At 62.3% G+C, this 26,582-nt stretch carries 29 protein-coding genes and 1 tRNA gene; 21 read left to right on the top strand and 9 right to left on the bottom strand.

Going from position 1 to position 26,582, the window contains the following annotated elements:
- Positions 1–41: 41 nt before the first annotated feature.
- Positions 42–602 carry a phosphoribosylglycinamide formyltransferase gene (gene purN, locus DXY04_RS10420; protein ID WP_244278661.1) on the top strand — a complete coding sequence of 187 codons (561 nt, stop codon included), beginning with the start codon at positions 42–44 and terminating at the stop codon, positions 600–602.
- On the opposite strand, the gene argC is transcribed toward purN, so the two are convergent.
- Entirely contained in the window at positions 593–1,666 is a 1,074-nt protein-coding gene (gene argC, locus DXY04_RS10415) for an N-acetyl-gamma-glutamyl-phosphate reductase (RefSeq protein WP_115162000.1), read from the bottom strand. The genes purN and argC overlap by 10 nt on opposite strands.
- Positions 1,667–1,803: 137 nt before the next feature.
- Between argC and ribBA the strand changes: the two genes are divergently transcribed.
- Positions 1,804–3,399 (top strand): bifunctional 3,4-dihydroxy-2-butanone-4-phosphate synthase/GTP cyclohydrolase II, encoded by a 1,596-nt coding sequence (ribBA, locus tag DXY04_RS10410; RefSeq protein WP_115161999.1) that lies wholly within the window; start codon positions 1,804–1,806, stop codon positions 3,397–3,399.
- Here ribBA and DXY04_RS10405 read toward each other — a convergent pair whose 3' ends face one another.
- Positions 3,400–3,843 carry a peptidylprolyl isomerase gene (locus tag DXY04_RS10405; RefSeq protein ID WP_114989232.1) on the bottom strand — a complete coding sequence of 148 codons (444 nt, stop codon included), beginning with the start codon at positions 3,841–3,843 and terminating at the stop codon, positions 3,400–3,402.
- Between DXY04_RS10405 and mtnP the strand changes: the two genes are divergently transcribed.
- On the top strand, positions 3,842–4,792 hold the full coding sequence (gene mtnP, locus DXY04_RS10400; protein ID WP_371634538.1) for an S-methyl-5'-thioadenosine phosphorylase: 951 nt from the start codon (positions 3,842–3,844) through the stop codon (positions 4,790–4,792). The genes DXY04_RS10405 and mtnP overlap by 2 nt on opposite strands.
- Here mtnP and murQ read toward each other — a convergent pair.
- The 4 genes from murQ to dnaK are packed head-to-tail and all read right to left on the bottom strand — an operon-like array spanning position 4,774 to position 9,167.
- On the bottom strand, positions 4,774–5,724 hold the full coding sequence (gene murQ / locus DXY04_RS10395; RefSeq protein WP_115161997.1) for an N-acetylmuramic acid 6-phosphate etherase: 951 nt from the start codon (positions 5,722–5,724) through the stop codon (positions 4,774–4,776). The two genes, mtnP and murQ, sit on opposite strands and share 19 nt — an antisense overlap.
- Positions 5,725–5,727: 3 nt before the next feature.
- Complete coding sequence (locus DXY04_RS10390; RefSeq protein ID WP_115161996.1) at positions 5,728–6,201, bottom strand: DUF3110 domain-containing protein; 474 nt, start codon at positions 6,199–6,201, stop codon at positions 5,728–5,730.
- A gap of 43 nt (positions 6,202–6,244) precedes the next feature.
- Complete coding sequence (locus DXY04_RS10385; RefSeq protein WP_115161995.1) at positions 6,245–7,192, bottom strand: DnaJ domain-containing protein; 948 nt, start codon at positions 7,190–7,192, stop codon at positions 6,245–6,247.
- The gene (gene dnaK / locus DXY04_RS10380; RefSeq protein WP_115161994.1) at positions 7,176–9,167 is read right to left on the bottom strand and encodes a molecular chaperone DnaK; all 1,992 of its coding nucleotides are present in this window, start codon (positions 9,165–9,167) and stop codon (positions 7,176–7,178) included. The genes DXY04_RS10385 and dnaK overlap by 17 nt, the downstream gene beginning before the upstream one ends.
- A gap of 124 nt (positions 9,168–9,291) precedes the next feature.
- Between dnaK and pstC the strand changes: the two genes are divergently transcribed.
- Genes pstC through pstB form a run of 3 tightly spaced genes read left to right on the top strand, consistent with a single transcriptional unit; the run spans position 9,292 to position 12,000 of the window.
- The gene (gene pstC / locus DXY04_RS10375) at positions 9,292–10,239 is read left to right on the top strand and encodes a phosphate ABC transporter permease subunit PstC (RefSeq protein WP_115161993.1); all 948 of its coding nucleotides are present in this window, start codon (positions 9,292–9,294) and stop codon (positions 10,237–10,239) included.
- A gap of 1 nt (position 10,240) precedes the next feature.
- Positions 10,241–11,158, top strand: a complete 918-nt coding sequence (gene pstA, locus DXY04_RS10370; RefSeq protein WP_115161992.1) for a phosphate ABC transporter permease PstA — start codon at positions 10,241–10,243, stop codon at positions 11,156–11,158.
- A gap of 20 nt (positions 11,159–11,178) precedes the next feature.
- On the top strand, positions 11,179–12,000 hold the full coding sequence (gene pstB, locus DXY04_RS10365; RefSeq protein WP_114989240.1) for a phosphate ABC transporter ATP-binding protein PstB: 822 nt from the start codon (positions 11,179–11,181) through the stop codon (positions 11,998–12,000).
- Positions 12,001–12,088: 88 nt separating this feature from the next.
- Here the strand turns inward: pstB and DXY04_RS10360 are convergent.
- Positions 12,089–12,175 (bottom strand) — tRNA-Ser (locus DXY04_RS10360).
- 53 nt (positions 12,176–12,228) lie between these two features.
- On the opposite strand from DXY04_RS10360, the gene DXY04_RS10355 reads away from it, so the two are divergent.
- The 12 genes from DXY04_RS10355 to DXY04_RS10300 all read left to right on the top strand — a co-directional run bounded on the left by DXY04_RS10355 (position 12,229) and on the right by DXY04_RS10300 (position 23,335).
- Positions 12,229–12,597 carry a 2Fe-2S iron-sulfur cluster-binding protein gene (locus tag DXY04_RS10355; RefSeq protein ID WP_114989241.1) on the top strand — a complete coding sequence of 123 codons (369 nt, stop codon included), beginning with the start codon at positions 12,229–12,231 and terminating at the stop codon, positions 12,595–12,597.
- 2 nt (positions 12,598–12,599) lie between these two features.
- On the top strand, positions 12,600–13,487 hold the full coding sequence (locus tag DXY04_RS10350; RefSeq protein ID WP_115161991.1) for an inositol monophosphatase family protein: 888 nt from the start codon (positions 12,600–12,602) through the stop codon (positions 13,485–13,487).
- 22 nt (positions 13,488–13,509) lie between these two features.
- A complete protein-coding gene (locus tag DXY04_RS10345; protein WP_115161990.1) occupies positions 13,510–14,688 on the top strand; it encodes an ATP phosphoribosyltransferase regulatory subunit in 1,179 nt (392 codons plus the stop codon).
- A 25-nt stretch (positions 14,689–14,713) separates the two neighbouring features.
- Positions 14,714–14,938: a ferredoxin family protein gene (locus DXY04_RS10340; RefSeq protein ID WP_006851587.1), complete on the top strand. Its 225-nt coding sequence runs from the start codon at positions 14,714–14,716 to the stop codon at positions 14,936–14,938.
- A 104-nt stretch (positions 14,939–15,042) separates the two neighbouring features.
- Complete coding sequence (htpG, locus tag DXY04_RS10335) at positions 15,043–16,947, top strand: molecular chaperone HtpG (RefSeq protein WP_115161989.1); 1,905 nt, start codon at positions 15,043–15,045, stop codon at positions 16,945–16,947.
- A gap of 79 nt (positions 16,948–17,026) precedes the next feature.
- Entirely contained in the window at positions 17,027–17,263 is a 237-nt protein-coding gene (gene rpmB / locus DXY04_RS10330; RefSeq protein ID WP_006850205.1) for a 50S ribosomal protein L28, read from the top strand.
- A gap of 12 nt (positions 17,264–17,275) precedes the next feature.
- Positions 17,276–17,836, top strand: coding sequence for a peroxiredoxin (locus DXY04_RS10325; RefSeq protein ID WP_114989244.1), 561 nt, complete (start codon positions 17,276–17,278; stop codon positions 17,834–17,836).
- 52 nt (positions 17,837–17,888) lie between these two features.
- The gene (ggpS, locus tag DXY04_RS10320; RefSeq protein ID WP_115161988.1) at positions 17,889–19,379 is read left to right on the top strand and encodes a glucosylglycerol-phosphate synthase; all 1,491 of its coding nucleotides are present in this window, start codon (positions 17,889–17,891) and stop codon (positions 19,377–19,379) included.
- Positions 19,376–20,641, top strand: coding sequence for an ABC transporter substrate-binding protein (locus tag DXY04_RS10315; RefSeq protein WP_115161987.1), 1,266 nt, complete (start codon positions 19,376–19,378; stop codon positions 20,639–20,641). The genes ggpS and DXY04_RS10315 overlap by 4 nt, the downstream gene beginning before the upstream one ends.
- Positions 20,638–21,504 carry a carbohydrate ABC transporter permease gene (locus DXY04_RS10310; protein ID WP_115161986.1) on the top strand — a complete coding sequence of 289 codons (867 nt, stop codon included), beginning with the start codon at positions 20,638–20,640 and terminating at the stop codon, positions 21,502–21,504. The genes DXY04_RS10315 and DXY04_RS10310 overlap by 4 nt, the downstream gene beginning before the upstream one ends.
- Positions 21,505–21,530: 26 nt before the next feature.
- Positions 21,531–22,346, top strand: coding sequence for a carbohydrate ABC transporter permease (locus DXY04_RS10305; RefSeq protein WP_115161985.1), 816 nt, complete (start codon positions 21,531–21,533; stop codon positions 22,344–22,346).
- Positions 22,343–23,335, top strand: a complete 993-nt coding sequence (locus tag DXY04_RS10300) for an ABC transporter ATP-binding protein (RefSeq protein ID WP_115161984.1) — start codon at positions 22,343–22,345, stop codon at positions 23,333–23,335. The genes DXY04_RS10305 and DXY04_RS10300 overlap by 4 nt, the downstream gene beginning before the upstream one ends.
- On the opposite strand, the gene csaB is transcribed toward DXY04_RS10300, so the two are convergent.
- The gene (gene csaB, locus DXY04_RS10295; protein WP_115162237.1) at positions 23,292–24,374 is read right to left on the bottom strand and encodes a polysaccharide pyruvyl transferase CsaB; all 1,083 of its coding nucleotides are present in this window, start codon (positions 24,372–24,374) and stop codon (positions 23,292–23,294) included. The two genes, DXY04_RS10300 and csaB, sit on opposite strands and share 44 nt — an antisense overlap.
- Positions 24,375–24,428: 54 nt before the next feature.
- Here csaB and DXY04_RS10290 point away from each other — a divergent pair, with 54 nt between their 5' ends.
- From DXY04_RS10290 to psaK, 3 genes are all read left to right on the top strand, one after another.
- On the top strand, positions 24,429–24,722 hold the full coding sequence (locus tag DXY04_RS10290; RefSeq protein ID WP_115161983.1) for a DUF2499 domain-containing protein: 294 nt from the start codon (positions 24,429–24,431) through the stop codon (positions 24,720–24,722).
- Complete coding sequence (locus tag DXY04_RS10285; RefSeq protein ID WP_115161982.1) at positions 24,719–25,006, top strand: DUF3593 domain-containing protein; 288 nt, start codon at positions 24,719–24,721, stop codon at positions 25,004–25,006. Before DXY04_RS10290 ends, DXY04_RS10285 begins: the two co-directional genes overlap by 4 nt.
- A 68-nt stretch (positions 25,007–25,074) precedes the next feature.
- Positions 25,075–25,332: a photosystem I reaction center subunit PsaK gene (gene psaK, locus DXY04_RS10280; protein WP_041434789.1), complete on the top strand. Its 258-nt coding sequence runs from the start codon at positions 25,075–25,077 to the stop codon at positions 25,330–25,332.
- A gap of 51 nt (positions 25,333–25,383) precedes the next feature.
- Here psaK and DXY04_RS10275 read toward each other — a convergent pair whose 3' ends face one another.
- Positions 25,384–26,571, bottom strand: coding sequence for an NAD(P)/FAD-dependent oxidoreductase (locus DXY04_RS10275; RefSeq protein WP_115162236.1), 1,188 nt, complete (start codon positions 26,569–26,571; stop codon positions 25,384–25,386).
- Positions 26,572–26,582: the final 11 nt, after the last annotated feature.

Raw genomic sequence — 26,582 nt, 5'->3', positions numbered from 1 at the left:
ACAACAATCGAGCTGACCAGGCCCCGCTGCAGCTGGGGGTGATGGCATCCGGAAGCGGCAGCAACTTCGAGGCCCTGGCCCAGGCCATTCAGACGGGGACACTCAACGCGCGGATCCAGCGGCTGGTGGTGAACAATCCGGGCTGTGGTGCCCAGCAGCGGGCGGAGCGTCTCGGCATTCCGGTGTCGGTGCTTGACCATCGCCTGATCAAGGACCGGCGCGAGCTGGACGGCGAACTGGTGCGCCTGTTCCGCGCCGACCAGGTGGAACTGGTGGTGATGGCAGGGTGGATGCGGATCGTCACCGAAGTGCTGGTCAGCGGCTATTCCGATCGCCTGATCAACATCCACCCCTCACTGCTGCCCAGCTTCCGTGGCCTGGATGCCATCGGGCAGGCCCTGCAGGCAGGGGTGAAGGTCACCGGCTGCACGGTGCACATCGTCACCGAGGAACTGGATGCCGGTCCAATCCTGGCCCAGGCTGCCGTTCCCGTTCTCGATGGGGATGACCACGCCAGGCTCGCCCAACGGATTCAGGAGCAGGAACACCTGCTCCTGCCCAGGGCACTGGCTGAGCTGAAGCCCACCTGGCGTCAGGGATAGAACGACTGCAGGGGCAGCCCCGTCTCCGGAGCGAGGCCCGCCATCAGGTTGAGGCACTGCACGCCCTGCCCGGCCTGACCCTTGATCAGGTTGTCGATGGCACTCATCAACACCAGCTGGCCGGTGCGGGTGTCCACCTGAACCGACAGAAGGGCGCGGTTGGTGTGGCGCGCCCACTTGGTGGCGGGATAGGTGCCCACCGGCAGAACCTGAACGCAGGGGTGGTGGCGGTAGATCGCCTCCAGAACCGTGGTGCAATCCTCGGCGGTGAGACCGGGGTCGCGCAGGCGGGCATACACCGTGGACAGCAGACCACGCACCATCGGCACCAGATGCGGCGTGAACTGAAGCCGCACCTCCTGGCCAGCCACCTCCATCGCCATCTGCTCGATCTCAGAGGTGTGGCGATGGCCGATCACGCCGTAGGGCGCGATGGATTCCGAGGCCTCCGCCAGCAGCATCGCCTCCTTCGGCACGCGCCCTCCGCCGGAGGTGCCCGTCTTGGCATCAATGATGATGCCGCTGGTCTCGATCAGGCCCTGCTTGAGGAACGGCAGCAGGGGCAGCAGGCTGGCGGTGGGGAAGCAACCCGGAGCAGCAACAAGCTTCGCGTCAGCGATGGCAGGGCCGTTCCATTCCGGCAGGCCGTAGACGGCACTGCTGCAGAGTTCAGCGTCCTGACGGTTGAGGGAGCCGGCCTCCTTGGCGTACACCTGCAGCCACTGCTCCAGGGAGCGGTAGCGGAAGTCGGCGGAGAGGTCCACCACCCGCACACCCCGCTCCAGCAGTTGCGGTGCCAACTGACAGGCCAGGCCGTTGGGGAGGCTCAGAACAGCAAAATCGGAACAGGCCGCAATCCGATCCGGATCCGCTGATTCCACCGTTGGGTCATCCGGCAGGGGCAGGAAGGAGCAGACGGAGCTCCAGCGTTGGCCAGCACTGCGTTCACCGCCAAGAAAACTCACAGACAGGCCGGGATGGCCCTGAAGCAGACGGATGGTCTGCAGGCCGCCGTAGCCGGAGGCGCCGATCACAGCAACCCGTCCGCCCTTCACCGTTGCCATCGCTTCAACCGCCGACGTTGTCCTGCCTGCCATTGAACCAACCAGCCAACGGTCGATCGTACAGAGATCAATAATGAAGTCATCTCCCGGCGACCAGGCTCCTGAACCCCAGTTCCCTTGACCCCGCGAACGAACCGATCGCGTTTGATGCCATCAGCGACGCCCTGGCGGCGATCCGCAATGGGGAATGCGTTGTCGTGGTGGACGACGAACAACGGGAGAACGAAGGCGATCTGATCTGCGCGGCCCAGTTCGCCACCCCGGAAGCGATCAACTTCATGGCCACCGAGGCACGGGGCCTGATCTGTCTGGCCATGGAGGGGCAGAGGCTGGACGAACTGGATCTGCCGCTGATGGTGGACCGCAACACCGATGCCAACGAAACGGCCTTCACCGTGAGCATCGATGCCGGCATCGAGCATGGGGTGACCACCGGCATCTCCGCCGAAGACCGCGCCGCCACGATTCAGGTGGCCCTCAACCCGGCAACGCGGCCAGCGGAACTGCGCCGCCCTGGGCACATCTTTCCCCTGCGCGCCCGTCCCGGCGGCGTGCTCAAACGGGCCGGTCACACCGAAGCCGCCGTGGATCTGGCTCAGCTGGCGGGCCTCAGCCCCTCCGGAGTGATCTGTGAAATCCAGAACAGCGATGGCTCCATGGCCCGCTTGCCCGAGCTGCGCAGCTACGCCGATCGCTGGGGGCTGAAGCTAATCAGCATTGCTGACCTGATCCGCTACCGGCTGGACAACGAGCGCTTCGTTCGCCGCATGGCCCAGGCCCAGATGCCCAGCCGCTTCGGCAGCTTTCAGGCGGTGGGCTACCGCAACGAACTGGATGGCTCAGAACACGTGGCCCTGATCAAGGGTGAGCCCAATGCCCTGAGCGAACCCGTGCTGGTGCGCATGCATTCCGAATGCCTCACCGGCGATGCCTTCGGCTCACTGCGCTGCGACTGCCGGCCCCAGCTCGAGGCGGCCCTGCGTCAGATCGAAGCGGAGGGCGAGGGTGTGGTCGTTTATTTGCGCCAGGAAGGACGGGGCATCGGCCTGATCAACAAATTGAAGGCCTACAGCCTCCAGGAAGCCGGGCTCGACACCGTTGAAGCCAATGAGCGGCTTGGCTTCCCGGCGGATCTGCGCAACTACGGCGTTGGCGCACAGATCCTCTCCGACCTCGGCATCCATCGGCTGCGGTTGCTCACCAACAACCCCCGCAAGATTGCCGGCCTTGGCGGCTATGGCCTGCAGGTGGAGGAGCGGGTACCTCTGGTGATGGACCCCGGTGCCCACAACGCCGACTACCTGGCGGCCAAGCGGGAGAAGCTCGGGCATCTGTTCGAATCCGAGAGTCCCTGCGTGGTGCTGGCTCTGGCGGTGAACGTGGGCCCCGAAAGCTGGCCCACCATTCGGCAGGAAGTGGAAGCCATCGCCCAGCGCCATGGCTTCAGCCTTGAGGCCCTGCATGAACCCCGCTTGTTAGCGCTGTGGGATCGACCGCAATTCGTCTGGAAACTGAGTCCCGACGGCGTCGATGCAGCCCCCCTGCTCAAGAGCCTGGCGGCCCTGGCGGCCACCGAGCGGGTGGGTCTGATGCGCGTTCCCACGGAGCGGATGGCATTGCACCCGCCCCAGACCCTGGAACGGGTGGAACATCAACTCAATGAGTTGATCAACCTGGGCAGTGACGAACTGCTGGAAAACGGCCCGTCACTGCTGCATTGGACCCGGAGCTGATCAGCCTTCCTGGATCGTCACTTTGTTGATCTTGGAGCCGTTGGCCAGCTTCAGCACCACATCCATGTTGCCGGTGTGGCCGAAGACGGTATGCACGCCATCGAGGTGAGGCTGGGCCTCATGGCAGATGTAGAACTGCGAGCCGCCGGTGTTGCGACCGGCATGGGCCATAGCCAGGGTGCCGGCCTGGTGCTTCTGCTGGTTGATCTCGCAATCGATCTGGTAGCCGGGGCCGCCGGTACCGGCCATGCCGCGGGCGCCTTCACGGCTGTTGGGGCATCCCCCCTGGGCCATGAAGCCGGGGATGACGCGGTGAAAGGCCAGACCGTCGTAGAAGCCATCCTTGGCCAGCTTCACGAAGTTGGCGACGGTGTTCGGGGCATCGGCTTCGAACAGCTCGAGCTCGATCAGGCCTGCTTCAGTGTCCATCAAGGCCTTGGTCATGGTGGCGCGAGCAAAATTGGAGTGTAAAGAGACGCCGACCATGCCCGACCTCTCCCAAGCCCGCGTCGGTGTGATCGGCGGCAGCGGCCTCTATTCGATCCCCGGCTTGCGGCAGGTGGAGGAACGCACGGTCGACACACCCTTCGGGGCACCATCCGATCAACTGCGCCTTGGAGAGCTCGAGGGCGTCGAAACCGTCTTCCTGGCCCGCCACGGCCGCCATCACCATCTGCTTCCCAGTGAAGTGCCCTACCGGGCCAACATCTGGGCGATGCGTTCACTGGGGGTGCGCTGGCTGATCTCGCTCTCGGCGGTGGGGTCGCTGCAGGAGCATCTGCAGCCGCGCGACATGGTCGTGCCCGATCAGTTCATCGACCGCACCCGGGACCGGCCCGCCAGTTTCTTCGGCAACGGATGCGTGGCCCACGTCAGCCTTGCGGACCCCTTCTGCCCCAATTTGAGTGCCCTGTTGGCCGATGCCGCCGAACAGGGTTTGCCGGAGGGTCGACGGCTGCACCGCGGTGGCACCTATCTCTGCATGGAGGGCCCCGCCTTCTCCACCCGGGCCGAAAGCAAGCTCTACCGCTCCTGGGATTGTTCGGTGATCGGGATGACCAATCACACCGAAGCCCGTCTGGCCCGGGAAGCCGAACTGGCCTATGCCTCCCTGAGCATGGTCACCGACTTCGACTGCTGGCATGAGGATCATGACGCTGTCTCGGTGGAGATGGTGATCGGCAACCTTCAGGCCAATGCCTCAGCCACCAAACCGATCCTGAGTGGATTGATGCAGCGGCTCAAACAGGACCCTCCCGCCTCGCCGGCCCACACAGCCCTCGCCAACGCCCTGATCACCCCCAAAGATCAAGTCCCTGAACAGACCCGGTCCAACCTTGATCTGTTCACCACCCCCTACTGGGGACCATTCGATCAGGCTTCCGCCAGCTGAGCGCCGCAGGCGGCCAAGGCAGGCCGCAGCTGTTGGTTGTGCTGCTGCAGAAGAGCCTTGGCCTGGTCCACCGACAAGGCTGCAGCGGCCATCAACAGGGCGAGTTTCACCGATCCGCCGGCCTCCTCCAGGAGCGTCAGCCCCCGCTCACGCTCCACACCGGCAAGATCCCGCAGGATCCGCAGGGAACGGTCCACCAGTTTGCTGTTGCTGGCGGCCACATCCACCATGCGGTTGCCGTAGACCTTGCCCAGTTTCACCATCACGGCGGTGGAGAGGGTGTTCAAGGCCAGTTTTGTGGCGGTTCCAGCCTTCATCCGGGTGGATCCCGTGAGCAATTCAGGGCCCGTGAGCAGGCGGATGTCGATGTCGCAGGGAAGGGGCGCCTGCTCCTTTGGAACGCAGGCCATGGCGATGGCGAGGGCTCCGATGCTTTTGGCAAACGCCAGCCCACCGCGCACGTAGGGGGTGGTGCCGCCTGCGGCGATGCCCACCAGGCAGTCCTTGGCACAGAAGCCCCGCTCCACGAGATCGGCACGTCCGGCGGCCTCAATGTCCTCAAGCACTTCCGAGCTGCGCAGCAACGCAGCGGAACCACCGGCGAGAACACCTTGCACCTGCTGGGGATCACTGCAGAAGGTGGGCGGACATTCCGCGGCATCCAACACCCCCAGTCGTCCGGAGGTGCCAGCACCCAGGTAGAAGAGCCGGCCCCCGGCATGGAGGCGCTCGGCAACGGAATCAACCGCCTGGGCTAGCGCCGGGGCCACAGCGGCAACAGCCTCCTGGGGGCGACGATCCTCGTCTGCAAACAACTCCACCAGCGCCAGGGTGTCGAGCTGATCCAGGCGTGAACTGCGCCGGTTGCTCTGCTCGGTGAGCAGGTGGCCGCGGTCGCTGGAGGGCTGCAGATCAGGGTCGAACACGGCCATGGCTCAGAGCAGACCCTCCAGGCGCCGACGCAGCTCATCCAGTTCAGGATTCGATTCCGGTTCGGTCTCCATTCCCTGGCGCGCGGGCTCAACGCTCTGCTGCTCTGCCACACCGCCGTAAGAAACAGCCTCGTCCGAAACCCCGTCGTTCGCAACCGCGTCGTCCTTCCAGTTGCTCACATCGCGGTTGCTCTGGGGCGGCGCCATGAACAGACGCTCCTCGTCATTGCTGGGCACAAAGCCCGACTCGATCAGCCTTGCCTCGTAGCCGGCCTCACGGCAGAACAGATCCACATCTTCCCGATCGAGGGCCTCCACCGTCGGAACCGGAAAGTCCTGGGCCTCCAGAAGACCGGCATAACGCTCGGCATCGTCGGGGTTCTCAAACAGCAGAACCACGGTTCGTCCGGCGATTTCAAGCGAGTGGATGCCTTCGCTATCCGTACCGGCATCAAAGAGCAGGACGTGGACGCGCATCGGGAAAACCGTCAGATCAACCGGACCGGAGTCTCACCCATCGTCAACCACCCTGCTCGGATTCGCTCGCCAGTTCCTGAAGACGTCGGTAGAGGGCCCGTTCCGCATCACCAAGATCGGACGGAATCACCACAACGATCTCCACCAACTGGTCACCCCGCTCGTCATCCAGTTGCAGCCCGCGCCCCCGCAGCCGCAGCAAACGTCCACTGGATGAGCCTGGAGGAACCTGCAGCGTCACAGGACCATCCAGGGTCGGCACATCCACAGCGCAACCGAGGGCTGCATCCGGTGGGAACAGCATCAGCTTGTAGAGCACCCGCAGACCATCAATCCGCAGCCCGTCGTCGGTCACGACCCGGAGCTGAAGGAAATGATCACGGCCGCCGGGGGCAACGCCCTCAAGCCGCAGACGCCAGCCATCCCCAGCAAAGGGGGGCGTGTTCAGCTCGATCACCGTGCCGTCATCGAGCGTCAGTTCCACAACGGTTCCCTGGAGAGCCTGATCCGGAGTGAGATGAACCACCGACTCGAGATCTTCCACGGCACGCACCGGCGGCGGCGGCGGCGGTGCCGACACCGGAGGTTCATGGCCTCTGGCTTCCCGGCTGGTGTCATCACCACTGGCGTCATCACCGCGGAAGGGGGGATCGGGCTCGTCCTCAACCTCAACGGAGGAACGTCCTGTTCCACCGCCGAAGATCACATCGAGGTAATCCTCAAAATCAGGGAAGCCCTGGGCAAAGGGATCGGCAACATCCGCACGGGAACCACCCCCTCTCTGCCAGGCCTCACGGCGGCGGGGATCGCTGAGCACCGCATAGGCCTCATTAACCAGCTTGAAGCGCTCTTCAGCAACGGGATCGTTGCTGTTGAGATCAGGGTGCCAGCGGCGCGCCTCCCGGCGAAAGGCCCGTTTCAGTTGCTGATCCGTGCAGTCGGAATCAACCCCCAGCAGAGACCAGTAATCAGGCTCAGCGGTAGATGTCATCGTCCCAAGGTGCAGGGTCACGCCGGCTTAAACCACGGCCACGGTCACCCGGACGGCTGGGGGGACCCCAGGGGTCGTCGTCCCAGTCATCGGCAAACAGCTCATCCTTGAGGGAGCCCAGGGTGTTGCGGATTCCCTGAAGCGGGCTGCCATCGGCCTGACGTTCCGCCGACAGTCGGCGGTTCAGCCCGAACAACGCCTCCTCGAGACCACTGACGCAGAGATCAAGCTCCTGGAGGTCGTCATTGGCGAGGCAGTCCTGCACGTCACGCATGGCCATTTCAACGGCGCGTTGCTGCCGTTCAGCGCCATAAGGCCCCAGCTCAAGTGAGGCATCCCGCAGCCGCCGTTCCGCCTGGGCAAGCAAGGTCTGAGCCCGGTTGCGGCGCTCGATCTGGTTGCGTTTGCGCCTGTCCTCATCAGCCCTCGCCTCCGCTTCCGCCAGCAGAGCGGTCACATCCTCCTCATTGAGGTTCGAGCCGCCCTGAATCGACACCGACTGCTTGCGGCCGGTGGTGCGATCGGTGGCACTGACCTGCAGCAGGCCATTGGCATCGATGTCGAAGGCCACCTGCACCTGCGGCACCCCCCGCGGAGCCGGTGGAATCCCAGAGAGCCGGAAACGTCCGAGGGATTTGTTGTCCGTCGCCATCTGGCGCTCCCCTTGCCAGACATGGATTTCAACGGACGATTGATTGGCTTCCGAGGTGCTGAACACATCGGACTGACGCACGGGGATCGGTGTGTTGCGGGGAATCAGCACCTTCATCAATCCGCCGATCGTCTCCAGTCCCAGTGACAGGGGGGTGACGTCGTTGAGCAGCAGATCCCTGAGTTCACCGGTGAGGATTCCGGCCTGTACAGCAGCACCGATGGACACCACCTCATCGGGATTCACCGATTGGCAGGGATCGATCGGCACGAGGGTGCGCACCAGTTGCAGAACCATCGGCATCCGCGTGGCACCACCCACCAGAACGACGTCATCGATGTCGTCAGCCGACCAGCCTGAGTCGCGCAGCGCTGCCTGGACAGGACTCAGCAGACGATCCAGCAGATCGGGGCAGAGCCCTTCGAAGGTGGCCCGGTCCAGGCGGGTTTCGATGTGCAGCGGACCATCGCTGCCGGTGGCAATGAAGGGAAGCGAAATCGGGGTGCTCAGCACGCCAGAGAGTTCCTGCTTCGCCTTCTCAGCCGCTTCCGTCAACCGCTGCAGGGCCTGGCGATCGCGGCGCAGATCAACCTTGTGCTCCTCTTCAAAGGCATCGGCAAGCCAGTTGACGATGCGTTGATCGAAATCATTGCCGCCGAGTTGCGTGTCACCGTTCGTCGCCTTGACGTCAAAAACGCCGTTGGCGATGCGCAGCAGCGACACGTCAAAGGTGCCGCCACCAAGGTCGAAGACCAGGACCCGTTTGACGGCGCTGCGGTCAAAGCCATAGGCCAGAGCAGCTGCAGTGGGCTCATTGAGGATGCGCTCCACCGAGATGCCCGCCAGCCGTCCGGCGTCACGGGTGGCCTGGCGCTGTGCGTCGTTGAAGTAAGCGGGCACGGTCACCACCGCCGCTTCCACCGGTTCACCCAGATAGGTGGATGCGTCATCGACAAGCTTGCGAATGATGCTGGCCACCAGTTCTTCGGGCGCGTATTCCCGCTCGGTCACCGGACAGGGCACCCGAACCTGCCCCTGATCGTTGGCACGCACCGTGTAAGGAACCGACAGGCTGCTGTCCTCCAGTTCGTCCCAGTCCCGGCCGACGAACCGCTTCAGGTTCGAGAAGGTGTTGCGGGGGCTGAGCACCAGCTGGCGCCTTGCCAGCTGACCCACCAACAGTTCCTGATCCTTGGTGTATCCGACAACGGATGGGGTGGTTCGGCCGCCCTCGGCATTGGCGATCACGTGGGGGCGACCTGCCTCCAGCACAGCGACAACCGAATTGGTGGTCCCCAGATCGATTCCGACGATCCGCCCCATATCCCTGAAAACTTGATCCCCACGCTAACGGCAGGTTCAAACCGGCTCCAGTCCCTCTCTTAAGCGGTTGTTAATGCCCCCAAACGGTTCGGGTCATACGTTGTAAGGGCGCGCCATTGGATGCATGTCCGACCCGGACAGTCGTTACTTGCTCCGAAGCCGTCCACCAGCGGAAAAGCTGGTGGACATCAGTTTCAGAAACCTCGCCATCGCCATGGCCTCCGTTGTGGCGATCGTTCTGTTCTCAATCCTTGTGGTGGTTTTCCAGGGGAGCCTGGATTCCATGGCCCGCTACGGATGGCAATTTCTGGTCACCTCAGACTGGAATCCCGTGGACGATCAGTACGGGGCCGGAGCCGCGATCTACGGCACCTTGATCACATCACTGCTCGCGTTGATGATCGCGGTTCCCCTCGGTGTTGGCACAGCCATTTTCATCACCGAAAACATCATTCCCAAGCGAATCAGGGACGTGATCGGCCTGATGGTGGAACTGCTCGCGGCGATTCCATCGGTGGTGCTTGGCCTCTGGGCCATTTTTGTGATGGAACCGTTCATCAGGCCTGGGCTGGAACTTCTTTATCAGCTGTTCAATTGGTTCCCCCTGTTCAGCACCCCACCGATGGGTCCTGGCACCATTCCCGCCGTGTTGATCCTGGTGGTGATGATCCTGCCGATCATCACGGCGATCTCCCGTGATTGCCTGAATCAGGTTCCGCCGCAACTGCGCCAGGCGGCCTATGGGGTAGGCACAACCCGCTGGGGAGCCATCATCAATGTGATTCTCCCGGCAGCGATTTCCGGAATCATTGGTGGTGTGATGTTGGCCTTGGGCCGGGCCATGGGCGAAACCATGGCCGTGACCATGATCATCGGAAATTCCAACAACTTCAGCGTTTCGCTGCTGGCCCCTGGCAACACCATCGCAGCGATGCTGGCCAATCAATTTGGTGAGGCGGATGGCTCCCAGGTGTCATCACTGATGTACGCAGCATTCGTGCTGATTGTTCTCACCCTGTGCGTGAATATTTTTGCCCAGTGGATCGTGAAGCGTTTGAGCCTGAAGTACTGACATGACACAGACGCTCACCCTCAACAAAGCCGAGTCAGCATCTGACCTCAGCTACAAGCCCTTTCAACGCAGAAACATCAGCAGCAGGGCGCTCTCGTTTCTGGCAGCCCTGTTTGCCGCGACTGCTGTCCTGCCCCTGATCCTTGTGCTGGGCTACGTGCTCGTGCAGGGGGGCAGCAAGATCAGCCTGGCCCTGCTGACGCAACTTCCACCACCGCCAGGCCTTGAAGACGGCGGCATCGCCAATGCGATCGTTGGAACGCTGGTGGTGACGGCCATCGCTGCACTGATCGCCGTTCCGGTGGGCGTCGGCGGCGGCATTTTTCTGGCTGAATACTCCCGTTCGGGATGGTTCGCTCAGTTCATTCGCTTCGGCACCAATGTGCTGGCCGGGGTGCCATCAATCATTGCCGGCGTTTTCATTTACGGCACGATCGTCACCAGTCGAATCCTGTTCGGAAACGCCTACAGCGCCGTGGCCGGCGGCATGGCGCTGGCGGTGCTGATGCTTCCCACAGTGATCAAAACCACCGATGAAGGTCTGAAGCTGGTGCCCGACGATCTCCGGCGTGGCGCCCTCGGCGTGGGGGCATCCCGGTTCGTCACCGTTGTTCGCATCACCCTGCCTGCCGCATTAACCCCGATAGCCACAGGGGTTGTGCTTGGCATCGCCCGAGCAGCAGGGGAAACAGCTCCCTTGATCTTCACCGCTCTGTTCTCACCGTTCTGGTCGGACCTGCTTACGCCCGAAGGGATCTTCGCTCCAATCGCGACCCTCTCGGTGATGATCTACAACTTCGCGATCATGCCCTACGAATTTCACAACGAGCTGGCGTGGGCCGCATCGTTTGTGCTCGTGGTGATGATCCTGGCCCTGAACCTGTTCTCTCGCTGGCTGGCGCGATTTGCTGCCAAATAAACCTTTTTCTGCATAAAACAATGACGACTCTTCAACAGCCCCAAGCCACCGAGTCCCACAACGCAGACGTCGCCCTTTCCCTGCAGAACGTCACGATCAGCTACGGCAATTTCGAAGCCGTCAAAAACGTCTACTGCGAGATTCCCCGCGGCAAGGTGACAGCCTTCATTGGCCCATCCGGATGTGGAAAGTCCACGGTGCTTCGTTCATTGAATCGGATGAACGATCTGATCGAAGGCTGCTCACTGAAGGGAAGCATCCTGTTTGGAGGTGTAGACCTCTACGGGCCCAGGATTGATCCCGTGGAGGTGCGCCGCCGGATCGGAATGGTGTTCCAACAACCCAACCCATTCCCGAAAAGCATCTACGAAAACATCGCCTTCGGCGCTCGCATCAATGGCTACACCGGAGACATGGATGAGCTTGTTGAGCGTTCCCTCCGCCAGGCGGCGGTTTGGGATGAGTGCAAAGACAAGCTGAATGAAAGCGGGTATTCGCTCTCCGGCGGACAGCAGCAGCGCCTCTGCATCGCGCGCACGATCGCGATTCAGCCAGAGGTCATCCTCATGGATGAGCCCTGCTCAGCCCTTGATCCCATCTCAACGTTGAAGATCGAGGAGACGATGCATGAGCTCAAGAAGAGCTTCACCATCGTGATCGTCACCCACAACATGCAGCAGGCCGTTCGCGTCAGCGACATGACCGCCTTCTACAACGCAGAGGCCGTTGAAGGAGGAACCGGAAAGGTGGGTTACCTCGTGGAATTCAACGAGACCGACAAGATCTTCAACGCCCCCCAACAGCAGGCCACCCAGGACTACGTCTCCGGTCGTTTCGGCTGATCGCCGAGCCGGCCCCAGGCAAGGCCGTGATTGGGCCTTCAGGCCTAGAAAAGGGCAAAAAAAATCCGGTCCTGATGGACCGGAGAAGCGGAGAGCGAGGGATTCGAACCCTCGATAGAGTTGCCCCTATACAGCATTTCCAGTGCTGCGCCTTCGACCACTCGGCCAGCTCTCCACCGGCTAAATGGGGCAGGTGAGAATGTAGCAGGGCACTGCCAGCAGACCTTCATGCGTCCCAGCCACAGGATCACGATTCACTGGCGCCAAGAGGGTCGCACCATCACCCACGACGTCCCTGAGGGGGACTACATCCTTCACAGCTTCGAAGAGCAGGGTGACCCACTTCCTTTCTCCTGCAGAAACGGATGCTGCACGGAGTGCGCCGTTCGCGTGCAGAGCGGCAACCTCGACCAGCGCGAAGCCATGGGTCTGTCGCGGGAGCTGAGGGACAAGGGCTACGGCCTGCTCTGCGTGGCCCGCGCCATCGGGCCCCTGGAGGCTGAAACCCAGGATGAGGATGAGGTGTACGAGCTCCAGTTCGGTCGCCACTTCGGCAAAGGGCGCGTCACTGCTCGCATCCCCCTCGAGGAGGAGTGAACATGCCGGAATCGATCTGCACCCGTGCCGCCCACGAAGCCCGTCTCACCCCAAGCGATCTGGAGCGTCTTGTAGGCGTGGCCCGCTCAGCGGCCGATGCCGGTGGCCAGGAACTGATGCGCCACTACGGGCGCCTGTCGTCCATCGAAAGCAAAGGCCGCATCGGCGACCTGGTAACCAATGCCGACCTTGCTGCCGAACGCATCGTCTTGGAGCTGCTGGCGGAGCAAACCCCTGAGATTGCTGTGCTGGCTGAGGAAAGCGGGCCAGCCGGTCAGCAGGACGGCCTGAGGTGGTGTGTTGACCCCCTCGATGGGACCACAAACTTCGCCCACGGCTACCCCTTTTTTGCCACCTCGATCGGACTCACCCTGGGCCAGCAGCCCATCCTCGGGGCCATCGCTGTGCCCTTTCTGAAGGAGATGTACTGGGGGGCACCGGGGGTCGGAGCGTTCTGCAACGACAGACCACTGCAGGTGAGCAGTTGTGATCGGCTCGAAGACTCCCTACTGGTCACCGGGTTCGCCTACGACCGGCACACCCGACTCGACAACAACTACGCCGAATTCTGCTGGTTCACCCATCGCACCCACGGCGTGCGCCGGGGCGGTGCTGCAGCGGTGGACCTGGCCTTCGTGGCCGCTGGCCGCCATGACGGCTATTGGGAACGGGGCCTGTCTCCCTGGGATCTGGCCGCTGGCGTGGCGTTGGTGGATCTGGCCGGTGGAACCGTCACCGGCTATGGCAATCGACCCTTCGACCTCTCCAGTGGCCGGGTCGTTGCCGCTGGCGCCAGCCTGCATGCGGCGATCATCGAGGGGCTGTCTCAGGTGCAACCACTGCCTGGAGCCGCCTTCGGAGCGCCCGAGGTCACGGCCATGGGATCCTGAGGCGTGGCCGAGAGGACGTGAGATGGCGCTGCAACCTGCAGCTGGCGCAAAGGATCTGAATCCACGTCAGGTGGAGACCAACCGACAGCTGACGGAACGTCTGGCGTCGGTCTACCGCCTCTGGGGCTACGACGAGGTCTCGCCACCCCGGGTGGAACGCCTGGCCACCCTGATGGCCGGCGGTGCCATCGATAGCTCAGACATTGTTCGTCTGGTGGCTGATGACCCCCTCGGGCTGCGCCCGGAGATGACGGCATCCATCGCCAGAGCCGCCTGCACCCGATTTGCAGATCGCCAGAGACCGCTGCGGCTCTGGGCCTCTGGCACGGTGTTTCGCACCCGTTCCGCCGATGAGGGTGGTCAGTGCATTGAGGAAAACCTTCAGAGCGGCGTTGAACTGTTCGGCGTCAGTGGCAGCGAGGCGGAGATGGAGCTGCTCAGCCTGCTGATGGCCTCCGTTCAGACCCTGGGGCTGCAGGCCAGCCAAAAACCAAGGCTGTTGCTGGGTCACACCGCTCTGATGGATCTGGTGCTCCGTCCGTTCAGCGGTGCGTTGCGTGATCAGATCCGCACGGCATTGATCGATTTCGACCGGTTGGCCATCGAGGGCTTCGATCTGGCCGACTCTGAGAAGACCAGGCTGCTCTCCTTGTTGGACTGCCGTGGCACCCCCGACCAGGTGCTGACGCAGCTCGGCAGTCTCTGCGGGGAACAGCCGGTCTTCGATGAGCTGCGGCGCCTCTGTGCGCATCTCGCCTCGGCAGCTCAGGCTCAGGCGGTGACGATCCAGCTGGATCCAACCTTTCAACCGCATTTCGAGCTCTACACCGGCCTGGTGTTCCAGCTGGTCTGTGATGGCCGCAGTTCACCGGTGGTGATTGCCCGCGGCGGCCGCTACGACGATCTGGTGCGCCGTTGCGGCGCAACGGATGACCGGGCTTTTGGCGCAGGGTTCAGCCTCGCAATCGATCCGATCCGCGAACTGATTTCAGACCTGGATGCTGCCGAACAGGAGCAGTCCGATGTTCTCGTTGCTTTTTCAACGGCCTCGAATCTGGAATCCGCCATGGAGCGTCAGCGCGGCTGGCACGAGCAGGGACGCACCGCTGTGATGGCCCTGGAACCCCTGGCGTCCAAGCAGGAGGCTGAGCAGCAGGCGAAGGCCCAGGGTGGTCTGCAGCTGGATTGGGTCGATCCTTAGGATCCCGCTGTGCAGCAGAACCTCCATGGCTCATTCCATCGTCACTGACGTTTGCGAGGGGATCGCTGATTGTGTTGATGCCTGCCCTGTGGCCTGTATCGACCAAGGCAAAGGAAAGAACAAGAAGGGCACTGACTTCTACTGGATCAATTTCGACACCTGCATCGATTGCGGTATCTGCCTGCAGGTGTGTCCCGTTGAGGGGGCCATCGTTGCTGAAGAGCGCCCTGACCTGCAGAAGACGCCCTGATCTGGGCCAAGGGACGTAGGCGCGAAGGTACGGGGAACCCCCTGAAACAGCCGTTGAGCCCGGGTAAAACCTGTCTCTAGTGTCTGGTTTTTCACAGCAAAGGAATGGCGGTGCTGGAGGAACAGGGTCAGATTCAGATCCACACCGAAAACATTTTCCCGATCATCAAGAAGGCCGTTTATTCCGGCCATGAGGTGTTTCTGCGGGAGCTGGTGAGCAATGGCGTCGACGCCATCAGCAAGCGCCGCATGGCGGCGATGGCCGGCGACTGCAGTGAAGGGGATGACGGGGCCATTCGGATCAGTGTGGATCGCGAAGCCAAAACGCTCACCATCAGCGACAACGGCATCGGCATGACCGCCGATGAGGTGAAGCGCTACATCAACCAGGTGGCCTTCTCCAGCGCCGAGGATTTCCTGGAGAAGTACAAGCAGGAAAACGACGCCATCATTGGCCACTTCGGCCTGGGCTTCTATTCCAGCTTCATGGTGGCCGAGCGGGTTGAGCTGCTGACCCGTTCAGCCCGGCCCGAGGCTGAGGCCGTGCGCTGGAGCTGTGATGGCTCCCCGAACTTCAGCCTCACTGCCGCCGAGAAAGACCAGCCCGGCACGGACGTGATCCTTCATCTAATGGAGGACGAGCTCGAATATCTCGAACCGGCTCGGATCCGCACCCTGATCAACACCTACTGCGACTTCATGGCAGTGCCGGTGCAGCTGGAAGGGGAAACCATCAACAAGATGGATGCCCCCTGGCGCAAAAGTGCCAGAGACCTGAGTGATCAGGACTACATCGACCTGTACCACTACCTCTATCCCTTCCAGGGCGATCCCCTGCTCTGGGTTCACCTCAACACCGACTATCCCTACAACCTCCAGGGCATTCTTTTCTTCCCCAAGCAGACCGGACGTGCCGACTGGGAGAAGGGGGAAATCAAGCTGTACTGCAACCAGGTGTTCGTCAGCGATTCGATCAAGGAGGTCGTTCCGCGCTACCTGTTGCCCCTGCGGGGGGTGATCGATTCACCCGATATCCCCCTGAACGTGAGCCGCAGTGCTCTGCAAACCGACCGACGCGTTCGTTCCATCGGCAACTTCGTCGCCAAGAAAGTGTCCGACCGGCTGCGGAACCTGAAAAAGGAGGATCCCAAGGGTTACGCCGAAGCCTGGGATGCCCTGGCACCCTTCGTGAAAATCGGCGCCATGGAGGACGAGAAGTTCGCCGAACAGGTGTCTGAACTGATCCTGTTCGCCACCACTGCTGCAGCAGGGGAAGGGGACGACGCTGACCCGATCGCCTGCGATGGCCGTGCCTTCACCACCCTGGAGGGGTACCGCAGCCGACTGGCCGCGGATCAGAACAAGCGTGTGCTCTACAGCACCGATGACGTTTCCCAGGCCGGTGCGCTCAACCTCTGGACCTCCCAGGGCGCGGAAGTGCTGAAGCTGGAGACGGTGATCGACACCCAGTTCATCCCCTGGCTGGAACATCGCCATGAGGAACTCACCTTCCAGCGCGTCGACTCGGAACTGGACGAAAGCCTGAAGGACAACGATGCCGAACTCACCGATCAGGACGGCACCACGGAGTCAGACCGACTGCGTGATCTGATCAAAGCGGCCCTGGCCAACGACAAAGTGACCGTTCAGGTGCAGGCCCTGAAAGCCGAGGGGGCACCGCCGGCCATGATTCTTCTGCCGGAACAGATGCGCCGGCTGAACGACATGGGCGCCTTGATGGAACAACGCCTGCCGGGCCTTCCCGAGCATCACGTGCTGCTGGTGAACCGGCGCCACCCCCTTGTGGAGGGGATGCTGAAGTTGCGTGCCGGTGGCGTGCTGGTGGGAGCGGCGGAAACATCGCCGACCGCAAGCCTGGCCGAGGATGTGGCCCGCCATCTGTATGACATGGCGCGCCTGGGCGTCGGGGGTCTGGAGCCCAATGAGCTGGCCGGTTTCCAGACCCGCAGCGCTGAATTGATGGGTGCCTTGATGCAGAGAGGACTTTGACCTGAAGACCTTTTGCTAAATTGGTTGTTTGGAACTGGTTTTTCAGCTCCAAACAACCTCTCAGTAGAAGGACATCGTCATGTCACGGGTGTGTCAGCTCACCGGTACTCGCGCCAACAACGGCATGGCCGTGAGCCATTCCCACATCCGCACCAAGAAGCTGCAGCAGGCCAACCTGCAGCAGCGTCGCCTCTGGTGGGCGGAAGGCAACCGCTGGGTGAAGCTGCGTGTGACCACCCGCGCCCTCAAAACCATCCAGAAGAAAGGCCTGGGCGCCTACGCCAAGTCCCTGGGCATTAACCTGGCCAAGATCTGAGATCTTGAACGGGTGAATCGGCGGGAATTACTAGTCAAGTCCGGCCTTTTCCTTGCAGCTTTGACGCTCACACCCTCGCGGGCTTCGGCCCTCGGGGGTGTTGTTTTGGAAACGGGTACAACCGTGCCTGATTTCGATCTGCCCGGATCCAGCCAGTCCGAACCCGATCGGAAGCAATGGAGCAGCCGTGATCTGCGCGGCCGCTGGCTCGCGGTTTACTTCTATCCAAGGGATTTCACCGGCGGATGCACGATCGAAGCCCGGGGCTTCGAAAGCCTTCACAACGACTTCCTTCAGGCCGGTGCGGAAGTGATCGGCATCAGCGCCGACAGCGTTGACGACCATGAATCCTTCTGTGAGAGCGAAGGATTGAGCTTCCCCCTTTTGTCTGATCCCGACGGGACCGTGAGCAAGGCCTACGGGTCGTGGATGGCGCCGTACTCGCTGCGCCACACCTTTCTGATCGATCCTGACGGGGTCTTGCGTGAACGCTGGGTGGCGGTTCGACCCAACGGTCACGCCCGCGAGGTGCTGGATTCGTTGGTGTCTTTTCAGACCAAAGCCGCCGTTTGACAAAAGAGGGCTTTTGCTGAATGGTGGACCGAACGAAGCGTTGTTCAAATAAATGGGTGCGGGTCAGAGTTCATTTGTAATCCTCTATCACCGCACGCCGTTCGACGAATCAAAAGACAAGAACGGGAAAAGAATATGGGTCGATCAGAAAAGCCCTAACGGAATTATTCCAACCCTTCGCAACCTCTTCCGTAGCTGCGAAAAAGGCACTTGGATTGCCTGGAGACGGGTCGACGATCAGTCGAATGAAGGCACTGAACGGTTTGAGATGGAACAGCCTTCGCCGTTCACTCTGTGCCGAATCCCCCTGGAAGATGAACAGATCTCCAGTTTTTATCACATCACATCCAAAGAATGCTTCTGGCCAATTCTTCATACGTTTCCAACCTATTTCAATGTCAACAACGCGAACTGGAAGATCTTTGAAGAGGTCAACAAACGTTTCGCCATGGCGGCATGCGCCGAAGCCGCCGAGGGTGCAACGGTGTGGGTGCATGACTACAACCTTTGGCTGGCTCCCGGATACATCCGAGCCGAACGTCCAGACCTGAAGATTGCCTTTTTCCATCACACTCCTTTCCCGGGGAATGATGTTTTCGCCATCCTTCCCTGGCGTGAGCAGATTCTGGAAAGTTTGCTCTGTTGTGATGTCGTTGGCTTCCACATTCCCCGCTACACGGAAAACTTTGCTCGTGCCGCCACAACCCTGGTGGGGGCCAAACGTGGGCCCAAAGTGCCGGTGGACAAGAAATTTATTGAGGTGGGAACCGCCCTTTCGGAAGGCACGGTCACCAGTCACCTCGAGCACAACGGTCGCACCATTCAGCTGCTGAGCTCTCCGGTGGGCACTTCACCGGATCTGATTCAGGAATTGTGCTGGAGCCCGTCGGTTGAAAGCCATGGCGAATTGATCGTTCAAGACACCAAAAAAGGCCGAAAACTGATCCTCTCTGCCAGTCGGGTGGATTACACCAAGGGCAACGAAGAGTTGCTGCTGGCGTTTGAACGGCTGTTGGAACGACGCACGGATCTGCACGGCCAGGTGGTGCTGATGCTGGCCTGTGTGGCCGCTGCCAGTGGAATGAAGATCTACGAAGACACCCAACGATCGATCGAGGAGATGGCCGGACGCATCAACGGCCGCTTCAGCCAGATCGATTGGGTGCCCATCCGCTTTTCCACCCGCCGAATCCCCTACGACGAAATGATCGCCTGGTTCTGCCATGCCGATGTCTGCTGGATCACTCCGCTGCGGGATGGCCTGAATCTGGTGGCCAAGGAGTACGCCGCTGCTCGACGCAACCGTGGCGGCGTTCTTGTGCTCTCGGAATTCACCGGAGCCTCGGTCGTGCTGGATGGCGCCGTGCTCACCAATCCCTATTCCAATCGCCGCATGGATGAGGCCATCGAATCGGCACTGGAAATGGATGAAGACGAGCAGCGCGACCGCATGAGCCGCATGACCGATGCTGTGGAGAGCTACACGGTGAGCGACTGGGCCGAGGAGCAGATGTCTGGCCTGTCGCCCTCCACCCCGCAATGAAACTGCGCCGCTGGCTCGCAGGCGGTGCCTTGGCGCTGTTAATCGCCCTTGGTGTTCTGGTTGGATCAGCCTCCTCGCGCGCGGAGGAAGTGAGCATCCTCATGCCCTCCTCCTTCACCGATGCCAGTGCCGATCTGGTGAAAACCTTCAACCGCGAGCATCGCGGCCGGATTCATCTCAGCTTGATTCGCGGTCCGTTGAACACGGAATCGATTTCAGACCTGGCAATCAGCAGTCTTCTGCTCGGTGATGCGCCGTTCGATGCGCTGTTGATGGATGTCACCTGGTTGCCGAAATATGCCGCCGCCGGCTGGCTGGAAGCCCTGGATCCCTGGTTTGGTCAGGGCGACCAGGAGCAGCTGGTGCAAGGTGCACGGCTGGGCAATGACTACGACGGCCATCTCTACCGCTGGCCGCTGGTGGCCGATGTGGGACTGCTCTACTGGCGCACGGATCTGATGGAACAGCCACCAGCAACGCCCGATGCGCTGGTGGAGGTTGCCGGACGCCTCGTTGAAAGCCAGGCCGTTGCCAACGGTTTTGTCTGGCAGGGACGTCAGTACGAAGGATTGAGCTGCGACTTCCTTGAAGTGCTGCAGGGCTTCGGCGGTGACTGGATGGACACCACCACCAACGCCATGGAGCTCGATACGCCTGAGGCAACGGCGGCAGCAGCCTGGTTGAACGGTCTGATCAGCGAAGGCGTCAGCCCCTACGCCGTGACCAATTACGCCGAGGCGGAGTCGCTTCAGGCCTTCAAGGCCGGTGATGCCGCTCTGATGCGCAACTGGCCCTACGCCTGGGCTGAACTCCAGAAGGACGACAGCGCGGTGAAGGGCAACGTCGGCATCAGCCTGATGGTGGCCCAACCGGGTGAACGCCCCGGAGCCACCCTCGGCAGCTGGGGGCTGAGCCTGATGCGCCAATCGCAGCACAAGGAAGCAGCGGTGGAAGCGATTCGCTACCTCACCAGCGAAGACGCCCAGCGGCAGCGTTTTCTCAACAACGGCTACACCCCGATCCAGGCGGAACTGTTCAACGACCCCGAGATGCTGAAGGCCTCTCCCGTGCTGCCGGATCTGCTGGTGGCCTTGAACCATGCGGTGGTTCGTCCGCCTACCCCGCTGTATGCCCAGCTGAGCGATGTGGTGCAGCGGGAACTCAACGGCTTGTTCACCGCGGCCGGGTCCGCCGATGAGGCCATGGCCACCAGTCAGCAGCGGAGCCAGACTCTGCTGCGCGCTGCGGGAGCCACGCCATGACGATGCTCCTGGCTGCACCTGCGCTGCTGTTGATCGCGGTGGTGTTCGGCTGGCCGATGCTTCGCTACGCCTGGCTGAGCTTCCACGCTGATTCCGTTCTCACTGGCCTCGAACCGGTGGCCAACGGCGGAGCCAACTGGTGGCGACTGGCGGCCGATCAGCGCTTCTGGCTGGATGCCGGACAAACCGCGCGATTCGCCCTGATCTCAGTGGGTTTGGAGTTGCTGTTGGCCCTGGCCATTGCGCTGCTGCTGCATCAACGCTGGCGCGGCAGGGGGGCCGTTCGCGCCCTGACCCTGCTGCCCTGGGCCCTGCCCACAACGATGATGGCCCTGGGCTGGCGCTGGATCTTCAACACCCCCTACGGCCCGATCGAGGTGCTGGCACGAAGCCTTGGCCTCAACTCCCTGGATCTGCTGTCCACCCCATCGATCACCTGGCTGGTGACCGTGTTTGCGGATGTCTGGAAAACAACGCCCTTCATCACGCTGATTCTTCTGGCGGGACTCCAGAGCATTCCCGACGACCTCTACAGCGCCTTTCGCCTGGAAGGGGGAACGCCGCTTCAGGCGCTTCGCAGGGTCACCCTGCCGCTGCTGCTCCCTTACATCCTGCTGAGCCTCCTGTTCCGCCTGGCCCAGGCTTTCGGGGTGTTTGATCTGGTGCAGGTGCTTACCGGTGGTGGTCCCGCCGGCAGCACCGAAAGCATCGCCCTCTATGCCTACCTCAACGGCATGCGGTTCCTCGATTTCGGCTACAGCGCCACGGTGATGCTCGCGGGATTCCTGCTGCTCACCGCGCTGATTCTTGCGGGCACGTTGCTGCTGAGGAGCTTCGGTCTGTTGAGGTCCCTCGACCGATGACACGTGGATCGATGACAAGTGGACTGATGACACGACGTTCCCTCTGGATTGCACTGCTGCTGGTCTGGTCCCTCGGCCCAATGCTGTGGCAGCTGCTGAGTTCCTTCACCACCGCAGATGCTCTGGTCAATGACCAACTGAGCTTCTGGAGCCGTTGGACGCTCAACAACTACCGGGATCTGCTCAGCACCGATCCACCCTTCTGGCGTTACCTGCTCAACAGCAGCTTGGTGGCTTCCATCACCACACTGCTCACCTTGATGCTGGCCATCCCTGCCGCCTACGGACTGGCAAAGCTGCCTCAGCGGTTGAAAGGAATCCTCCGCACTGCCGTGGTGGGCGCCGCTCTGTTCCCTTACGTGCTGCTGTTTCTGGCACTGCTCGAACTGGCCCGCACCTTTGCCCTCGGCAACAACCTGATCGCCATCGCCATTCCCTACAGCGCTTTGTCGATGCCTCTGGCCCTGCTGCTGCTCACCGCGGCCTTTGAAGCACTGCCCAACGACCTCGAAGACGCAGCCAAGCTGGAGGGGCTGTCGTTGTGGCAGCGGCTGCGCTGGGTGCTGCTCCCCTTGATTGCACCGGCCTCCGCCAGCACGGCAATCCTGGTGTTCCTGTTCGCCTGGAACGAATATCCCGTGGCGCTCACCTGGCTGAGCCGCAGCGATCTGCTCACATTGCCGGTGGCGATGGCCCGAATTGCGGGATCATCCACCTATTCCGTCCCCTACGGCACCTACGCGGCAGCCACCGTGCTCGGTGCCATTCCTCTTCTGGTGCTGGTGCTGGTGTTTCAGCGCCAGATCGTCAGTGGACTCACCAACGGAGCCATCAAGGGATGACACTGCAACTTCGAGCCATCAACAAGCGCTTCGGCGAGCGACAGGTTCTCCACCAGCTCGACCTCGATGTGGCCAACGGCGAATGCGTCGCTCTGCTTGGGGCCAGCGGCTGTGGGAAAAGCACGGCCCTGCGTCTGATCGCCGGGCTCGATCACCCCGATCAAGGGTCGATTCGCATCAATGGTGCGGAGATGGTCGACGTGCCCGCTGAACGTCGCCGTGTGGGGATGGTGTTTCAAAGCTATGCCCTGTTCCCGCATCTGAATGTGTGGGACAACCTCGAACTGGGGCTGCGCATGCGGGGCGGCAGCGCCGCCGCCCGCGATGAACGGATCCGAGGCGTCTTGGAGGTGTTGCAGCTCAGCGGGCAAGCCCGGCAACGGCCCTCACAACTGTCCGGCGGCCAGCGCCAGCGCGTCGCCCTGGCCCGAGCCCTGTTGCGGGACCCCCTCGTTTATCTGCTCGATGAGCCGATGAGCAATCTGGATGCCCAGTTGCGTGAGGACCTGCGGCCTCAATTGCGCCGCCTGATGATCGGCGGTGAGCAGCCTGTGGTTTATGTCACCCATGACCAGCAGGAGGCGATGGCGCTGGCAGATCGCATCGCTGTGATGCGCGAGGGAAGGATTGAACAGATTGGAACACCCCGCGAGCTGTACCTGCAACCGGCCAGCACCTACGTCGCCCAGTTCATCGGCCGCCCGCAGATGAATCTGCTGCCAGCCAGAGATGGATTGATCACCGGTATCCGACCGGACGATCTAAGGCTGGATCCCGCAGGCTCACCCTGCACGATCCTCAGCCGTGAATGGTTCGGAGCCAACCAGATGCTGCTGGTGCGCTGCGATCGCGGCGACCTGCGGCTGGTCTGCCCCGGAGAGACAGCGATCGGGGCTGAGCCACGCATCAGTTGGCCCAGCGCTTGTGAGCATCGCTTCGATGCCGTCAGCGGCCGTCGTCTGCCGTCAAATCGGCTGCCATCCGATTGAGAAGCTCGCTGTGCGCTGACGCCTGGCGGCGCAGGGCTTCGGTCTGATCAGGATCGGCTGGACGGTCCACCTCGGACCGCCAAAGCGTCAGCAGATCATCCACAGAGGGAAGCGAGCGCAAAGGGATGCAGGGCACCGTGGCCATGGCCGCTGCAGCCTCCACCTTCGGGTCGTAGCTGAGGGCAGCCATGGGGCTGTTGGCCAGTCGAGCCAGGATCAGGGCATGCAACCGCATCGGCAGCACCAGGCGCGCCCGCTGCACCAGAGCGGACACAGCCTCCAGGGTCTGGGGCACCAGGGTTGAGCTGCGCGCCTTCAATCGCGCCGGCAGCAGACCTTGATCACTCAGCTGCTCCAACAGGGGAGCGTCCTGATGGTGATGGAAGGCCAGCCAGATCACCGGCGCATCCAAGTCGGCACTGAGCCGATCCAAGGCCTCCGTCAAGCAACGCCAGCCCGCGGAATCCAGCAAAGGTGTCGGACGCCAACTGAGCACGATGGCGTCGCCACCAAGCCAAGGGCGTGCCGGCATCTGCCAGACCGGATCGGCGGCCAGCACCATCGGCAGCTTGGGGGCCCAACGCTGGGCCCAATCAAAGGAGATCTGATCCCTCCAACTCGCTGCCTTGCAGAGGGGCAACACTCTGCGAACCAAAAGGCGACTGATCCGACGCCGCAAGGGTCCAAGGCCCTGCCCCCAGAGAACCACCTCGGCGCCACCGAGGCGGGCAACCGTCATCAGCAGGAGGTAGTACACGAGGCTGCTGAAGCTGGTGCTGTCCTGCAGCAGGCTCCCGCCACCAAGCACCAAAACATCAGCTCTCAGAGCCGCACGAAGACAGCGCCGCAGGGAACGGCGGTTCACCATCTGCGCCGACGGAGCCAAGGCCAGAACGGGGGCTGGATCGCGGGCTGTGATCAACAGGTGCTGCGGCTCGGGAAGAGACGACACCAGCACCTGCAGCAGGGCATCGTCGCCGAGGTTGTGCTCTCCGTAGTAGCCGCAAAGCAGCAATACAGGCGCAGTGGAGCGGACCACGGGCAGCAGCCTGTTCACTCCGGGCATTATCAACCGATTCCTAGGATTCAGAGCATGCACTCGTTGTCGCTCGGAACCTGGTGGATCCATGTCGCCTCCGTGGTGGAGTGGTGCGTGGCGATCGTGTTGATGCATCGGCGTGGGCGGCAGGGCCTGGCCTGGGCCATGCTTCCGGCCCTCGTCAGTGCCATGGCTGCCTGCACCTGGCATCTGTTTGACAACAGCGAAGCGCTGCGAGGTCTTGTCACCCTTCAGGCCCTGTTCACCGTGATCGGCAACTGCACCCTGGCCATGGCGGCATGGCAGCTCCAACATCGCCGGCAGGTGGACGGAGCCAGTGCTCCATGAACTTCGATCCCGCACCGCTGTTCGCCGCCTCGCTGATCCCCTATCTCCTGTTTCTGCACTGGCTGCGGAAAAGTGGGGCGCTTCCGTTGATGGCGGAGCGGGGCTTTCAGCTCACCCTGCTGTTTGTGGCCGTCACGATTGGTGCTGCCATTGCCGCCCTGCGCTGCTGCTCAGCGGAATTGGTGGAGATTGACTGGTTGCACGGTGGGGCAGAAGCCTTTCTCACCCTCAGCAACACGGTTTTGGTGATCGGTTTGTTGTTACCAACCCCCAAAAAAGGGTGAACAACTCTTAAGAGAGGCAGGCAAGGCGTCGCTAGCGCCGGAAGATGAGGTGTCGCTCATTGGCTCGAATGCTGACCCACCTTTTCGCGATCGCTCCCGCCTCCGTGTCCTGGTCTCCCAAGGTCGCCCTGGTGATGATCCTCTGCAATGTGGTTGCCATCATGGTCGGCAAGGCCACGATCAAGCACCCCAACGTTGGCGCCGCACTCCCCAACGCTTCCTTCTTCGGCGGCATGGGTCATGCAGCCCTGCTCGGCACCACCAGCCTCGGCCACATCATTGGAATTGGGGCCATCCAGGGTCTGGCCGCCCGCGGCGTGCTCTGAAGCACATCTCTTGAGGGAGGAGCCAGTCTCCTCCCTGAAACAACCCTTGGCTCAGAGCAGATACGGCAGCAGACGCAGGCCGTAACGCTCGAAGTTGTAGTTGAACAACAGCTCTGAAAGAGCGGGGGCTTCAGCGGTCGCAGACAGCCCATGGATCAAACGTTCCAGGCGTCGGTCCGCCCTTGGATTGTCGAGGCCCCACCAGGTGCGCCGCGCCAGCCGTCCCGACACCAACCAACGCCAACTCCGTTGGGCCTTGAGTTGCTCTTGGTAGCGAAGGGCCATGGCCGTGGAGTCCCCAGACATCCCTTCAGCGATCAGCAGTTCGGCCAGTTGATCCGCGCTGTCCATCGCATGGCGGATCCCTTCTCCCCCAAGCAGATTGGCGGAACTGGCCGCATCCCCCACCGCCAGAAGGGCACCAGCCACCAAAGGTTCGGAGCGGGCGATGCTGCTGGACACCGGCCCGCCATGGCGATCCAGCACCGGGCAGGCGCTCAAGCCGCAGCGTTGAATCAAGCGCTGAAGGGGTCCAGCCAGGCTGCCGGGACTCGGACGATCCGCCGGTGGGAGGTGACAGACCCCCACCTTCAGCCGTTGTCCCTGCATGGGAAAGATCCAGCCGTATCCATGGGGGATCCAGTCGGTGCCCAGAAAGAAACTGATCCGATCACGCCAGGCAGCCGCCTGACGGTCATCGGCCTGCAGCAGCCACTCAACGCCGATGCCCTGCAGCAGAGGATCCTTGGGATTGGGACTGAGGCCGGCCTGCTGCAGCAGATCTCGGCGTGCACCGGTGGCATCAATCAGCCAGCGCGCTGAGCGCAATGACGAACGCCCATCACGTGTTTGCAGCCGCACGCTGGCTTGATCGGCCGTGAGCGTGCTCAGCGCGGCCCGGCAGCCCTGGATCAACTCGACCCCATGGCGGCGTGCTTCCTCCCAGAGCCAGGACCGAAGCCGGCCGAAGTCGAGCACCACCCCCAGATCGCCGGACGACCACCACTGATGAACCAGACCCGAGGGATCGTGCAGCTGCCAGCCCTGCCAGGTGGCGGCAATGGCGTCATCCGGAAGACCCAAGCGACGAACAGCCTCCAGAGGCAGGGCGCCACTGGAATAGGCATGGCGATGGGGATCAGCCAGGCGATCCACCAGGGTCACCTCAGCACCCGCCCGCGCCAGTTGAATCGCCAGACGGGCACCGGACGGTCCCGCGCCAACGATCAGAACGGACACCAAGCCCTCAG

The organism is Synechococcus sp. UW86, assembly GCF_900474085.1.
GTDB lineage: Bacteria > Cyanobacteriota > Cyanobacteriia > PCC-6307 > Cyanobiaceae > Parasynechococcus.
This window is presented reverse-complemented; position numbering and strand designations above follow the sequence as displayed.

Excerpts from the sequence above, each read along its gene's own strand:
- purN (WP_244278661.1), top strand. The coding sequence starts at position 42 with ATGGCATCCGGAAGCGGCAGCAACTTCGAGGCCCTGGCCCAGGCCATT.
- argC (WP_115162000.1), bottom strand. The coding sequence starts at position 1,666 with ATGGCAACGGTGAAGGGCGGACGGGTTGCTGTGATCGGCGCCTCCGGC.
- mtnP (WP_371634538.1), top strand. The coding sequence starts at position 3,842 with ATGGTGGCGCGAGCAAAATTGGAGTGTAAAGAGACGCCGACCATGCCC.
- DXY04_RS10405 (WP_114989232.1), bottom strand. The coding sequence starts at position 3,843 with ATGACCAAGGCCTTGATGGACACTGAAGCAGGCCTGATCGAGCTCGAG.
- murQ (WP_115161997.1), bottom strand. The coding sequence starts at position 5,724 with ATGGCCGTGTTCGACCCTGATCTGCAGCCCTCCAGCGACCGCGGCCAC.
- DXY04_RS10390 (WP_115161996.1), bottom strand. The coding sequence starts at position 6,201 with ATGCGCGTCCACGTCCTGCTCTTTGATGCCGGTACGGATAGCGAAGGC.
- DXY04_RS10385 (WP_115161995.1), bottom strand. The coding sequence starts at position 7,192 with ATGACATCTACCGCTGAGCCTGATTACTGGTCTCTGCTGGGGGTTGAT.
- dnaK (WP_115161994.1), bottom strand. The coding sequence starts at position 9,167 with ATGGGGCGGATCGTCGGAATCGATCTGGGGACCACCAATTCGGTTGTC.
- pstC (WP_115161993.1), top strand. The coding sequence starts at position 9,292 with ATGTCCGACCCGGACAGTCGTTACTTGCTCCGAAGCCGTCCACCAGCG.
- pstA (WP_115161992.1), top strand. The coding sequence starts at position 10,241 with ATGACACAGACGCTCACCCTCAACAAAGCCGAGTCAGCATCTGACCTC.
- pstB (WP_114989240.1), top strand. The coding sequence starts at position 11,179 with ATGACGACTCTTCAACAGCCCCAAGCCACCGAGTCCCACAACGCAGAC.
- DXY04_RS10355 (WP_114989241.1), top strand. The coding sequence starts at position 12,229 with ATGCGTCCCAGCCACAGGATCACGATTCACTGGCGCCAAGAGGGTCGC.
- DXY04_RS10350 (WP_115161991.1), top strand. The coding sequence starts at position 12,600 with ATGCCGGAATCGATCTGCACCCGTGCCGCCCACGAAGCCCGTCTCACC.
- DXY04_RS10345 (WP_115161990.1), top strand. The coding sequence starts at position 13,510 with ATGGCGCTGCAACCTGCAGCTGGCGCAAAGGATCTGAATCCACGTCAG.
- DXY04_RS10340 (WP_006851587.1), top strand. The coding sequence starts at position 14,714 with ATGGCTCATTCCATCGTCACTGACGTTTGCGAGGGGATCGCTGATTGT.
- htpG (WP_115161989.1), top strand. The coding sequence starts at position 15,043 with ATGGCGGTGCTGGAGGAACAGGGTCAGATTCAGATCCACACCGAAAAC.
- rpmB (WP_006850205.1), top strand. The coding sequence starts at position 17,027 with ATGTCACGGGTGTGTCAGCTCACCGGTACTCGCGCCAACAACGGCATG.
- ggpS (WP_115161988.1), top strand. The coding sequence starts at position 17,889 with ATGGGTGCGGGTCAGAGTTCATTTGTAATCCTCTATCACCGCACGCCG.
- DXY04_RS10315 (WP_115161987.1), top strand. The coding sequence starts at position 19,376 with ATGAAACTGCGCCGCTGGCTCGCAGGCGGTGCCTTGGCGCTGTTAATC.
- DXY04_RS10310 (WP_115161986.1), top strand. The coding sequence starts at position 20,638 with ATGACGATGCTCCTGGCTGCACCTGCGCTGCTGTTGATCGCGGTGGTG.
- DXY04_RS10305 (WP_115161985.1), top strand. The coding sequence starts at position 21,531 with ATGACACGACGTTCCCTCTGGATTGCACTGCTGCTGGTCTGGTCCCTC.
- DXY04_RS10300 (WP_115161984.1), top strand. The coding sequence starts at position 22,343 with ATGACACTGCAACTTCGAGCCATCAACAAGCGCTTCGGCGAGCGACAG.
- DXY04_RS10290 (WP_115161983.1), top strand. The coding sequence starts at position 24,429 with ATGCACTCGTTGTCGCTCGGAACCTGGTGGATCCATGTCGCCTCCGTG.
- DXY04_RS10285 (WP_115161982.1), top strand. The coding sequence starts at position 24,719 with ATGAACTTCGATCCCGCACCGCTGTTCGCCGCCTCGCTGATCCCCTAT.
- psaK (WP_041434789.1), top strand. The coding sequence starts at position 25,075 with ATGCTGACCCACCTTTTCGCGATCGCTCCCGCCTCCGTGTCCTGGTCT.